Source organism: Serratia sp. CY37869, assembly GCF_052168895.1.
In the GTDB taxonomy this organism is placed as follows: Bacteria; Pseudomonadota; Gammaproteobacteria; order Enterobacterales; family Enterobacteriaceae; genus Serratia; species Serratia ureilytica.
Genome location: NZ_JBJNLU010000003.1, coordinates 55748 through 67791 on the forward strand (window position 1 = coordinate 55748; position 12044 = coordinate 67791).

The following is a 12044-nucleotide window of genomic DNA, read 5'->3' on the forward strand; positions in this document are numbered from 1 at the left end:
AGCCGAAAGACGCCGTCGGCTCTCCTGCCCGGCATCCGCGCGAGTACTCTACACTGCCGGGCGGCAAAAATCTGCGCGCCGCCGGCGAATTACGGCTCTTTATTCAACATCAAATCCAACTGCTGCAGCAGCACCAACAGCGGCAGACTGCTCGGCTCACGCTCCTTCAACGCCTCCTCGAAGTAAGGCGTGATGGCAAAACGCGTCGGCAGCGGCGCTTCGGCGTCCAACAGCGCATACATGCGTGGCAGAAACACCCACTGCAGCCAAGCCTCGGCCGACATGCTGTCGATGCAGAACGGCTCGGTGCTGGAGAAAGCCTCAGGCTCGGGCGGCGCGGCCTGCCACAAGGCCAAATCACGCATGGATTGTTCAATCGCCTGCAAACTGCGGCGAACCTGATTATGTATACTCATCTGCATTCCCGATCTCTTTTCATCATGATATTCAGCTCGCTGGCTGAAAGGCGGCAAAGCATAGCATTTTTATAGCCCAAATTTGGCGCGCCCGAGACCGGCTGCCGTTTTTATCTGGTGGCGTGCGCCGCCGCGCGGCACAATAGGCCCACCGAATTCACCACACAGATAAAGATTCATGTCCGTAATAACAGAGAAAAAAAATCACGCGACGCCCGGTAAGGCCATGCTGGCCTCGGTCACCGGTTACGCCATGGACGGGTTTGACCTGCTGATCCTCGGCTTTATGCTGCCGGCCATCAGCATCGAATTAGGATTAACCTCATCGGCCGCCGGTTCGCTGGTCACCTGGACGCTGATCGGCGCGGTGCTGGGCGGCGTGATCTTCGGCCATCTCAGCGATCGCTTCGGCCGCATCCGGGTGCTGACTATCACCATCCTGATGTTTTCCCTGTTCACCGGCCTGTGCGCCGTGGCGCAAGGCTATTGGGATCTACTCGCCTATCGCACGCTGGCGGGCATCGGGCTGGGCGGCGAGTTCGGCATCGGCATGGCGCTGATCGCCGAAGCCTGGCCGGCGGAGAAACGCAACCGCGCTTCGGCCTACGTCGGCATGGGCTGGCAGTTGGGGGTGCTGGCGGCCGCTTTCCTGACGCCGCTGCTGCTGGAACATATCGGCTGGCGCGGCATGTTCCTGGTCGGCCTGCTGCCGGCGCTGGCGTCATTCCTGATCCGCCGCACGCTGGGCGAACCGGAGGAATTCGTGCGGCAGAAAGACGCCGGGCAGCCGCTCTCCTTCCTTCAGCGTTTGCGCCTGCTGTTTAAGGATCGCGCCACCAGCAAGGCCAGCATCGGCATCTTCATTCTCTGTTCGGTGCAGAACTTCGGCTACTACGGGCTGATGATCTGGATGCCGACTTATCTGGCGAAAAACTTCGGCTTCTCGCTCACCAAGTCCGGCCTGTGGACGGCGGTGACGGTGGTCGGCATGACGTTCGGCATCTGGCTGTTCGGCGTCCTGGCCGACCGCTTCGCCCGCTGGAAGATTTTCGTGCTGTATCAGGTCGGCGCGGTGGTGATGGTGATCGGCTACGCCCAGTTGAGCGATCCGATGCTGATGCTGTTCGCCGGCGCAGTGATGGGCATGTTCGTCAACGGCATGATCGGCGGTTACGGCGCGTTGATTTCCGATACCTATCCGGTGCAAGCGCGCGCCACCGCGCAAAACATCCTGTTCAATCTGGGACGCGGCGTCGGCGGCCTGGGGCCATTGGTGATCGGCGCGCTGGTGACGCAGGTGTCGTTTACCGCCGCCATCAGCCTGTTGGCGGCGATTTACCTGCTGGATATCTACGCCACGCTGTTCCTGCTGCCGAAAAAACAGGGCGCAGGCGATACGCTGGGCGCGATTGGTTAACGCGGAAGAAGGATTGAGACGGGGCGCACGCGCGGCGGAATAGAACAAAAAGTTGGGGGCACTGCGTTAACAGTGCCCCCGGTTCGTTTTATAGCCATCCCGCTACACAGCATGCTCCCTGCTCAATCCTTGAAAACTTTTCCTGCGGCCATCCTGACCAAGTGGTCCTTGCATCATCCTGCAGCATCGTCCTGACGCGGTTCCTCAGCCTTCCTGACCCGCCGACAGTCCTGCGCCGGCTCTCAATCTCCGTCCTGGAGGTGTCCTTGGTTTCAATCCTGAAACATCCTGGGCATCTCCTGACGCCATCCCTCGCTCTTGCCTGAGCGCATCCCTTTCTTCTTCCTGAAGCTGCATCATCCTGATGCTTTCCTGCTCCGCCGGGTCCGTGCCGGTAATGATAAGATCGCTCAAATTTCCCGGAATCACAAGGGTTTGAGAGGTGTCTCACACTAAATTAAGACTAAGAGTTATCCTAAAGAAATTCTAACCAATTGATCTGGATAACAATAATCTCATGGTCCAAAGAGAGGTGAAAAAAATTAAGAGCGATCTCTCACAGCCCGTGTGAGAGATCTCTTACACGACCGACGGCGAATCCGCCGCGCTTCAGTCCAGCACTGGGCGCAGCGCATCGAGGAAATTCCCCAGCGTCGCCGCCAACAAGGTGCGCTTATCGCTGCCGAACTGCTCCAGCACCACGTTGCCGCTGACGTTGCACAGCGACACCATCGTCATCTCGGATTCGGTGGTCGCCAGGAAGAGGGTCGGTGACAATTTGAGGCGCTTTTGCGTCACCAGATGGCCGATCAGATTCTCCTGCAGGCGGATGAAATCCTCTTCGCTCCATACCTGCAGCAGGCTCAGGCGATGCTCCCCAAATTGCGCGCTCATGTCACCGGCGTATTGCTGCGTGTAGAAACGGTGCGCATCCGGCTGCAAACGCAGCTCCAGCGCAGCCTCGACCTTCTCCAGCGTCGCCGCCGGTTCGAAAGGCTGCGGCAACCACAGCACGTCGTCCTCGCGATTCTCCACGATGCAGGGCGACGGCACGCCGTACAGCGCCTCGCTGGCCGGCGCGTGGCCGCGCTCTTGCTGCCACAACTCGACATAGCGTTGAGTGAATTCACGCAGAGCGTGCGATACATCATGGTCCATATTCTTTCTCGCATACGTTAAACTGACGGCCATTGTACCTATCTCTGACCGAGGTGACAGCAGATGTCCTCATATCAAGACCACCAGGCCCTGTCAGGGCTGACGCTGGGCAAACCCACCGCCTATCGCGATCGCTACGACGCCACGCTGCTGCAGGCGGTGCCGCGCAGCATGAACCGCGAGCCGCTGGGGCTGTATCCCGACAACCTGCCCTTCCACGGCGCGGACATCTGGACGCTGTACGAACTCTCCTGGCTGAACGCCAACGGGCTGCCGCAGGTGGCGGTTGGCGAGATCGGCCTCAACGCCGACAGCCTGAACCTGATCGAATCGAAAAGCTTCAAGCTGTATCTCAACAGCTTCAACCAAACGCCGTTCGCCGATTGGGAAACGGTGCGCAGCACGCTGCAACGCGATCTGTCCGCCTGCGCCCAGGGCGAGGTGAGCGTCACCCTGTTCAGCGTCGACCAACTGGAAGGCAGCCCGATCGCTCGTCTGGCCGGCGACTGCATTGACCAGCAGGATATTCGCATCGACAATTATGAGTTCAACGCCGACTACCTGCAGAACGCCGCCGGTGAAGAGGTAGTGGAAGAGCAATTGGTCAGCCACCTGCTGAAGTCCAACTGCCTGATCACCCATCAGCCGGACTGGGGCTCGGTGCAGATAAGCTACCGCGGCGGCAAGCTCGATCGCGAAGCGCTGCTGCGCTATCTGGTTTCCTTCCGCCACCACAACGAATTCCACGAGCAATGCGTCGAGCGCATCTTCAACGATCTGATGCGCTATTGCCGGCCGCAAAGCCTGACGGTTTACGCCCGCTATACCCGCCGCGGCGGACTGGATATCAACCCGTGGCGCAGCAACGTCGCGTTCGCTCCCGAGCACGGCCGCCTGGCGCGCCAATAAGTGCGAAACATTGCTCAACAACTGAGCTAACGAGCGGTTTGTGTTGGTAAAAGCGCAGGGACGGCGGTAAGGTTAAAACGAGGCTGCGGCCGGGCAGAGCGCCCGCTTCGCCGCAGCACGCCAACCATAACGAGATGCTGTTTTGCTGCGTATGGATTACTACCGCCCCACACCGGGTGCAAAGGAGTTACCTTGATTACACACATCAGCCCGCTTGGCTCTATGGATTTATTGTCGCAGCTGGAAGTAGACATGCTGAAGCGCACCGCCAGCAGCGACCTGTACCGCCTGTTTCGCAACTGTTCGCTGGCCGTGTTGAACTCCGGCAGCCAAACCGACAACAGCAAACAGCTGCTGTCGCGCTATGAAACCTTCGATATCAACGTGCTGCGCCGCGAGCGTGGCGTGAAGCTGGAGCTGGTCAATCCGCCGGAAGAGGCGTTCGTCGACGGCCGCATCATCCGTTCACTGCAGGCCAACCTGTTCGCCGTGTTGCGCGACATTCTGTTCGTGCACGGCCAAATCGCCAGCGCCGGCCGTTTCCAACACCTGAACCTGGAAAACTCGGCCCACATCACCAACCTGGTGTTCTCGATCCTGCGCAATGCGCGCACGCTGCATCTGGATGAAGATCCCAACATGGTGGTGTGCTGGGGCGGGCACTCGATCAACGAGAACGAATACCTGTACGCGCGCAAGGTCGGCAGCCAGCTGGGCCTGCGCGAGTTGAACATCTGCACCGGCTGCGGGCCGGGCGCCATGGAAGCGCCGATGAAAGGCGCGGCGGTCGGTCACGCGCAGCAGCGTTACCGCAACAGCCGCTTCATCGGCATGACCGAACCGTCAATCATCGCCGCCGAGCCGCCTAACCCGCTGGTGAACGAGCTGGTGATCATGCCGGACATCGAAAAACGTCTGGAAGCGTTCGTGCGCATCGCGCACGGCATCATCATCTTCCCGGGCGGCGTCGGCACCGCCGAAGAGCTGCTGTACCTGCTGGGTATCCTGATGAACCCGGAGAACAGCGAACAGGTGCTGCCGCTGATCCTGACCGGGCCAAAAGAGAGCGCCGATTACTTCCGCGTGCTGGACGAGTTCATCATGAACACGCTGGGCGACGCCGCGCGCCGTCACTACACCATCATCATCGACGATCCGGCGGAAGTGGCCCGGCAGATGAAAAAAGCCATGCCGCTGGTGAAGGAAAACCGCCGCAACACCGGCGACGCCTACAGTTTCAACTGGTCGATCCGCATCGCGCCGGATCTGCAGCTGCCGTTCGAGCCGACCCACGAGAACATGGCGAACCTCAATCTGTATCCGAACCAGCCGCCGGAGCAATTGGCCGCCGCGCTGCGCCGCGCCTTCTCCGGCATCGTGGCCGGCAACGTGAAGGAAAACGGCATCCACGCCATTGAGCAGTTCGGCCCGTACAAGCTGCACGGCGAACCGCAGATGATGAAGCAGATGGACAGCCTGCTGCAGGGCTTTGTCGCCCAGCACCGCATGAAACTGCCGGGCAGCGCCTATGTGCCCTGCTACGAAATCGTCGCCTGACCCTCAATCCCGGGCGGCGTAACGGCCGCCCTGTTTTTTCTGACCTTGCCGCCCATGATGATACACCTACTGATTGTCGACGCCCTGAACCTCATCCGCCGCATTCACGCCGTACAGGGCTCCCCTTGCGTCAACGCCTGCCGCCACGCGCTGCAGCAGTTGCTTCAGCACAGCCGCCCGACCCACGCGGTGGCGGTATTTGACGAGGACGACCGCAGCGAAAGCTGGCGCCACCAAATTCTGCCGGACTACAAGGCCGGGCGCTCGCCGATGCCGGAAAACCTGCAACAGGAGATGCCGCAGCTGCGTGAAGCCTTCGCCGAACTGGGCGTCGCCAGCTGGCATTCACCCGGCAACGAGGCAGACGATCTGGCGGCCACGCTGGCGGCGAAGGTCGCCGGCGGCGGCCACCAGGTGACCATCGTCTCCACCGACAAAGGCTATTGCCAGCTGCTGGCGCCGAACGTACAGATCCGCGATTACTTCCAGAAACGCTGGTTGGATATGCCTTTCGTGCAGCAGGAATTCGGCGTGCAGCCGCAGCAACTGCCGGACTACTGGGGGTTAGCGGGGATCGGCAGCAGCAAGATCCCCGGCGTGGCCGGCATCGGGCCGAAAACCGCCGTGCTGCTGTTGCAGCAGTCGGGCAGTCTGGACGGGATCTATCAGCACCTGGAGCAGGTGCCGGAGAAATGGCGCGGCAAGCTGGAGCAGCACCGCGAGCTGGCCTACGTCAGCAAACAAGTCGCCACGCTGCGCACCGATCTGTCGCTGGACGGCAACCTGCAGCAGCTGCGACTGCCGATACAATAAGGGCGCTGCAAGCAGCGCCCTTCATCAGGTTTAACGCGATTAATCGCGCTCGTCGCGGCGGCCCGGCACCGCCGACCACATGCGGCGCACGTGTACGGTGATCTCTTCGCGGTCGTGATACAGCTGTTTGGCGTGCACTTCAGCGCTGATGCCGGCGGCGCTCAGCGCTTCGCGGATGCTCATCAGGTTTTGCGACACTTCCTCGTAGCGTTTTTTCATCGGCAGTTTGAGGTTAAAGATCGCTTCGCGGCACCAGCCTTTCACCAGCCACTGAATCATCAGGCTGGTCACCTTCGCCGGTTTTTCCACCATGTCGCACACCAACCAATAGATCTTGCTGCTGTTCGGCTCGAACTTGAAGCCGTCGGCGCGGTGATGCGTTACCTGGCCGGTTTCCATCAGGCTCGGCGCCATCGGGCCATTATCCACCGAATGCACCATCATGCTGCGCTTCACCAGCTGATAGGTCCAGCCGCCCGGGCAGGCCCCCAGATCGACCGCATGCATGCCGCTGGCCAGGCGCTCGTCCCACTCGTCGGCGGGGATGAACACATGGAACGCTTCTTCCAGTTTCAGCGTCGAACGGCTCGGCGCATCGGCCGGGAAGCGCAGACGCGGAATACCCATGTAGAACGGCGAGTTGTTGTTGCTGTAGGAGTAACCGACATAGCAGCAGCCCGGCGCGATGAAGAACACGTGCACCACCGGGCGAGTCGGGTTCTCCCGCGCCATCAGCACCTTCTGCTCACGCATCGCGGCGCGCAGCGGCACCGTCAGCTTGCGGCAGAATTTCATCAGCTCTTTGCTTTCGTTGGTGTCCGGCACTTCCACCCGCAGCTCGCCGCCGCGATCAACCACGCCGATCAGCATGCCGACGATCGGCGATACCCGATCTTCCGGCGGCAGATCGCGCAGCAGCTCACCCACTACGATCATTTGGCGGGCGAAAATCAGTTCGCGGAACGGAATCTCCCGCGCCAGGCGGTCGGCATCGTCCGGCTGATAGCATTCGAACAACACGTAACCGCTGTGCTCTTTTACCCGCGCAAAGCCGTAAATCTCCAGCTGGGCGGCTTTATCGGTGATCTCCGCCGCACACTCTTTTTCGAAGCCGGGGCGGCAGTACAACGCAATCTTATTCATGGCGCTCGGCCTTTTTCCTCAGACGCAAAGCGCCAATCAACATCAATATCCAGCCGATCAAGAAGCACACGCCGCCAACCGGCGTGATATATACCCAGACCTTCAGGTGCGACAGCGCCAGACAATAGAGGCTGCCGCTGAACAACACGGTGCCGAACGCCAACAGCGCTCCGCTCCAGTAAAACCACAGGCTCACGCGGCGCTGCATCGCGACCGCCAGCGCCAGGATGGCCAGGGTGTGGAACCCCTGATACTCCATGCCGGTGCGGATCCAGGCCATTTCGTTGGCGCCCAGCGTGCCGCTTAACACATGCGCGCCGAATGCGCCCAGCGCGACAAACACAAAGCCGCTGATAGCGGCGAAAACCAGCATGGAACGGCTGCTCATCGTGATCTATCCCATTAAAAATCACCGGCCGCGGCAAGGCGGCGGCCGGCCTTATTGTTCGTAGCGGAAGCGGAACTTCTCTTGTTCGCTGGCGGCACGCGCCAGGATCCACTGCCGGAAGGCGGCTATTTTACCCAGTTCTGCCTGGCTGTCATGACATACCAGATAAAAAGCATTTTTACTGACCAACACATCGTTGAACGGGCACACCAGACGACCGGCTTCAATCTCGGTTTGCGCCATCACGTTGTTCACCAGCGCCACGCCCTGACCGTGCACCGCCGCCTGCACCACCATGGCGCTGTGGCTGAAGATTGGCCCCTGCTGCACGTTGATGTGCTGCAACCCCAGCTGGCGCGTATAGGCCAGCCAGTCGCGACGTGAAACGTCATGCAACAGCGTATGATAAGCCAGATCGTCTGCGGTTTTCAGCGGATGATCGCCGGTCAGCAGGCTCGGCGAACAAACCGGCAGCAAATATTCTGCATACAGGCGCTCGGCGCGCAGCCCCGGCCAATTGCCGCGGCCATAGAAAATCGCCACGTCGACGTCGTCCGCCAGCTTGTCCTCTTCACGGTCCACCGCCTGGATGCGCACGTCGATGCCCGGATAAGCTGAGTTAAAGCCGGACAAACGCGGCACCAGCCACTGAATGGCGAAGCTCGGCGGCAAACTGACGGTCAATGCCCCCTTGGCGCTGCGCGCCTGCAGCTTGCGCGTCGCCTCGTTGATCGAAGAGAAGATCTCCTTGATATCAAGGTAGTAACTTTGCCCCTCTTCGGTCAGCAGCAGCGAGCGATTGCGCCGGCGAAACAGCTTCAGCCCGAGGAAGTCCTCCAGCGACTTGATCTGGTGGCTCACCGCGGCCTGAGTCACGAACAGCTCTTCCGCCGCCTTGGTGAAACTCAGGTGGCGAGCGGCCGCATCGAACACGCGCAGCGCATTGAGGGGAGGTAAGCGTTTAGACATTAAATTAGCTACTTTTGTGTAACATTAATCCGAATGATTCGGCGCCGAAAATCGGGCGGCTTTGTGTGGCAAGCCATGGACAAACGCTAACGGCGCATTGCCATTAGTTTTTTTAATCCGAGCCATTATAATTTGTCCGTTGAGGATGCGCCAGCAAATACCTATAGTGGCGGCACTTCCCGGGCCGGAACGAAAAGGGAGTGGGTGTCGAGGACGCCGATGAACTTTTGGCTTGTGGTTGTGATGTTGTGTTTGCAAATTGTCCGGCGATTCCGGACATGGTAGCTAGGCTACTGTTTTTTCACTTCCTGTACATTTACCCTGTCTGTCCATAGTGATTTTATGCAGCACCGCAAAACTTGCGGTGCTTTTTTTTTGCCTGACGGTTACTGGTTGCTTTCAACCATCTCTTTCACATCGGCGCGGTTGATCTGCTGTTCGACGCCGTTGGCGTCTTTATAGCTGATCATGCCGGTATCGTTATCCACTTTAGGCTTGCCGTCAGCGACAATGGTGCGTCCGTCATTGGTATGCATCACGTAGTTGCTGGAACAGGCGGCCAGGGTGAACGTAAGCATCAGGGCAGAGAGAACTGCGGCTGTTTTCTTCATTGAGGACTCCTTTTTAGTTTTAAATGCTGATAAATACCTTTTATGCGTATAGATGCGATTAATAAGCGCACGTTTAATAGCATAACAAACTTTCCCAATTTTGCCAGGCGATAAGTCCTAATCGGCGCGAACGCTTGTCTCCGGCGGCAAAATAGGACAGGATCACCCATCGACTCAAGCCAGTGACAATCAGGGTATGACGCCTTTTAACCCCAGCCTTTTTCGCCAACAGTTTCCCGCGCTCGCGCAGGACGGCATCTATCTGGACAGCGCCGCCACCGCGTTGAAACCGCAGGCGGTGATCGACGCCACGCAGCAGTTTTATCGCGACGACGCCGCCACCGTGCACCGCAGCCAGCATCGGGCGGCGCAGGATCTGACCGCCCGTTTCGAGCAGGCGCGCGGCCAGGTCGCACAACTGATCCATGCGCCGTCGGCCGACGACATCGTCTGGACGCGCGGCACCACCGAGGCGATCAACCTGGTGGCGCAGAGTTATCTGCGTCCGCGTCTGCAGCCTGGGGATGAAATTCTGGTGAGCGAAGCGGAACACCACGCCAACCTGATCCCCTGGCTGATGATGGCGGATCAAACCGGCGCCCGGGTAGTGAAACTGCCGATCGGCGCCGACCGGCTGCCGGACCTGGCGCAGCTGCCCGCCCTGCTCAACGATAGAACCCGCCTGTTGGCGCTGGGGCAAATGTCCAACGTCACCGGCGGCTGCCCGGATCTGGCACCGGCGATCGCGCTGGCCCATGCCGCCGGCGCGCGCGTGATGATCGACGGCGCACAGGGCGTGGTTCACGACCCAGCCGACGTACAGCGGCTCGATATCGATTTCTACGCCTTCTCCGGCCACAAACTGTATGGCCCGACCGGCATCGGCGCGCTGTACGGCAAATCCGAGCTGCTGGCGCAGATGGCGCCGTGGCAAGGAGGGGGAAAGATGTTGACCCAGGCGTCGTTCGACGGTTTTATCCCGCAAAAACCGCCGCACTGCTTCGAAGCCGGCACGCCAAACATCGCCGGCGTGCTGGGGTTGGCCGCCGCGCTCACCTGGCTTCGCGAACAGGACATGGCGGCGGCGGAGCGCTACAGTCGCGAGCTGGCGGATCGGGCAGAACAGCGGTTGGCGCAGCTGCCGGGCTTTCGCAGCTTCCGCAGTTCCGGTTCCAGCCTGCTGGCGTTCGATATCGCCGGCGTACACCACAGCGACATCGTCACGCTGCTGGCGGAGCAAGGCATTGCGCTGCGCGCCGGCCAGCACTGCGCGCAGCCGCTGATGGCGGCGTTAGGCGTCAGCGGTACGTTGCGCGCGTCGTTCGCCCCCTACAATACTCAACAGGACGTCGATACGCTGGTCAGCGCGTTGACCCACGCCCTCGACCTGCTGGCCGACTGACTTGATTCCCGGAGACGCTATGCTCGCCCCCCATCCTTTTGGCCGAGAGATCACCGCCGAAGCGTTAATCGCCACCTTCAGCGAGCTGAAACAGTGGGAAGACCGCTACCGACAACTGATTATGCTCGCAAAACGGCTGCCGTCGCTGCCGGAGGCCTTGCGCAGTGAAGAAATGGCGTTAAGCGGGTGTGAAAACCGCGTCTGGTTGGGGCACCAGTTGCTGGAAGACGGCACGCTGCACTTTTATGGCGACAGCGAAGGCCGCATCGTGCGTGGCCTGTTGGCGGTGCTGCTGACCGAAGTGGAAGGGAAAACGCCGCAGCAGATCGCCGAATTGGATCCGCTGGCGCTGTTCGACCGCCTGGCGCTGCGCGCTCAGCTGAGCGCCACTCGCGCCAGCGGGCTGGCGGCGTTAGCCGCCGCCGTGCAGGCGATCGCCGCCCGTTACGCCTGACGCGCCGCCTTCGCCACCATCTTTTTCAGCGCGTGCGACACGGCGACGAAGCCGAAGGTGGCGGTGACCATGGTCGCCGCGCCGAAACCTGCGCTGCAATCCATTCTTTTCGGCCCTTCCGCCGTGCTGCGCGAAGCGCATACCGAACCGTCCGGCTGCGGATAAACCAGCGGCTCGCTGGAAAAGACGCAGTCGATGCCCAGCTTGCCCTTGCCGTTTTTCACCACGTTAAAATCGTGCTTCAGCCGCTCGCGCAGCTTGGCGGCCAGCGGATCCTGAATGGTTTTCGCCAGATCGGCCACTTCGATTTTGGTCGGATCTATCTGCCCGCCGGCGCCGCCGGTGGTCACCACCGGGATCTTGAAGCGGCGGCAGTATGAGAGCAGCGCCGCTTTCGGCCGTACGCTGTCGATTGCGTCGATGACGTAACTGAAGTTATGGTCCAGCAGCTCGGCGACGTTGTCCGGGGTAATGAAATCGTCAATGCAGGTCACCCGGCATTCCGGGTTGATCGCCAGGATACGCTCCGCCATTACCTCGGTTTTCGATTGCCCGACGTGCTGACGCAGCGCGTGGATCTGACGGTTGGTATTGGTGACGCAAACATCATCCATGTCGATCAGAGTGATGGCGCCGATGCCGGTGCGCGCCAGCGCCTCAGCCGCCCAGGAACCCACGCCGCCGATGCCGATCACGCAGACGTGCGCCTGCGCGAACACCGCCAGCGCCTGCTGGCCGTATAACCGCGCCGTGCCGCCGAAACGCTGCAGATAGGCTTCCGAATAAGCTGTGCTCATAACGCTTTAA

At 60.6% G+C, this 12044-nt stretch carries 13 protein-coding genes; 6 read left to right on the top strand and 7 right to left on the bottom strand.

Going from position 1 to position 12044, the window contains the following annotated elements; translation table 11 throughout:
- Positions 1-89: 89 nt before the first annotated feature.
- Positions 90-416 carry a YqcC family protein gene (locus ACJ8J1_RS15855; RefSeq protein WP_033644943.1) on the bottom strand — a complete coding sequence of 109 codons (327 nt, stop codon included), beginning with the start codon at positions 414-416 and terminating at the stop codon, positions 90-92.
- Between the two features lie 178 nt (positions 417-594).
- Here ACJ8J1_RS15855 and ACJ8J1_RS15860 point away from each other — a divergent pair, with 178 nt between their 5' ends.
- Positions 595-1833, top strand: coding sequence for an MFS transporter (locus ACJ8J1_RS15860; RefSeq protein ID WP_033644867.1), 1239 nt, complete (start codon positions 595-597; stop codon positions 1831-1833).
- 609 nt (positions 1834-2442) lie between these two features.
- On the opposite strand, the gene syd is transcribed toward ACJ8J1_RS15860, so the two are convergent.
- Positions 2443-2991: a SecY-interacting protein gene (gene syd, locus ACJ8J1_RS15865; RefSeq protein WP_033644866.1), complete on the bottom strand. Its 549-nt coding sequence runs from the start codon at positions 2989-2991 to the stop codon at positions 2443-2445.
- 63 nt (positions 2992-3054) lie between these two features.
- Here syd and queF point away from each other — a divergent pair, with 63 nt between their 5' ends.
- The 3 genes from queF to xni all read left to right on the top strand — a co-directional run bounded on the left by queF (position 3055) and on the right by xni (position 6270).
- The gene (queF, locus tag ACJ8J1_RS15870; protein WP_033644864.1) at positions 3055-3900 is read left to right on the top strand and encodes an NADPH-dependent 7-cyano-7-deazaguanine reductase QueF; all 846 of its coding nucleotides are present in this window, start codon (positions 3055-3057) and stop codon (positions 3898-3900) included.
- A gap of 192 nt (positions 3901-4092) precedes the next feature.
- Positions 4093-5457 (top strand): nucleotide 5'-monophosphate nucleosidase PpnN, encoded by a 1365-nt coding sequence (gene ppnN, locus ACJ8J1_RS15875; protein WP_019455737.1) that lies wholly within the window; start codon positions 4093-4095, stop codon positions 5455-5457.
- Positions 5458-5511: 54 nt separating this feature from the next.
- A complete protein-coding gene (xni, locus tag ACJ8J1_RS15880; protein WP_033644942.1) occupies positions 5512-6270 on the top strand; it encodes a flap endonuclease Xni in 759 nt (252 codons plus the stop codon).
- Between the two features lie 39 nt (positions 6271-6309).
- Here the strand turns inward: xni and rlmM are convergent, their stop codons facing one another.
- The 4 genes from rlmM to ACJ8J1_RS15900 all read right to left on the bottom strand — a co-directional run bounded on the left by rlmM (position 6310) and on the right by ACJ8J1_RS15900 (position 9381).
- Complete coding sequence (gene rlmM / locus ACJ8J1_RS15885; RefSeq protein WP_069100475.1) at positions 6310-7413, bottom strand: 23S rRNA (cytidine(2498)-2'-O)-methyltransferase RlmM; 1104 nt, start codon at positions 7411-7413, stop codon at positions 6310-6312.
- Positions 7406-7801 (bottom strand): DUF423 domain-containing protein, encoded by a 396-nt coding sequence (locus ACJ8J1_RS15890; RefSeq protein WP_442520383.1) that lies wholly within the window; start codon positions 7799-7801, stop codon positions 7406-7408. Before ACJ8J1_RS15890 ends, rlmM begins: the two co-directional genes overlap by 8 nt.
- A 51-nt stretch (positions 7802-7852) precedes the next feature.
- Positions 7853-8770, bottom strand: a complete 918-nt coding sequence (locus ACJ8J1_RS15895; protein WP_004931894.1) for a transcriptional regulator GcvA — start codon at positions 8768-8770, stop codon at positions 7853-7855.
- 386 nt (positions 8771-9156) lie between these two features.
- The gene (locus ACJ8J1_RS15900; RefSeq protein WP_025304050.1) at positions 9157-9381 is read right to left on the bottom strand and encodes a YgdI/YgdR family lipoprotein; all 225 of its coding nucleotides are present in this window, start codon (positions 9379-9381) and stop codon (positions 9157-9159) included.
- A gap of 196 nt (positions 9382-9577) precedes the next feature.
- Between ACJ8J1_RS15900 and csdA the strand changes: the two genes are divergently transcribed.
- Positions 9578-10783: a cysteine desulfurase CsdA gene (gene csdA, locus ACJ8J1_RS15905; protein WP_033644862.1), complete on the top strand. Its 1206-nt coding sequence runs from the start codon at positions 9578-9580 to the stop codon at positions 10781-10783.
- 19 nt (positions 10784-10802) lie between these two features.
- Positions 10803-11237: a cysteine desulfurase sulfur acceptor subunit CsdE gene (gene csdE / locus ACJ8J1_RS15910; protein WP_033644861.1), complete on the top strand. Its 435-nt coding sequence runs from the start codon at positions 10803-10805 to the stop codon at positions 11235-11237.
- Here csdE and tcdA read toward each other — a convergent pair.
- A complete protein-coding gene (tcdA, locus tag ACJ8J1_RS15915; protein ID WP_004931886.1) occupies positions 11228-12034 on the bottom strand; it encodes a tRNA cyclic N6-threonylcarbamoyladenosine(37) synthase TcdA in 807 nt (268 codons plus the stop codon). The two genes, csdE and tcdA, sit on opposite strands and share 10 nt — an antisense overlap.
- Positions 12035-12044 lie beyond the last annotated feature (10 nt).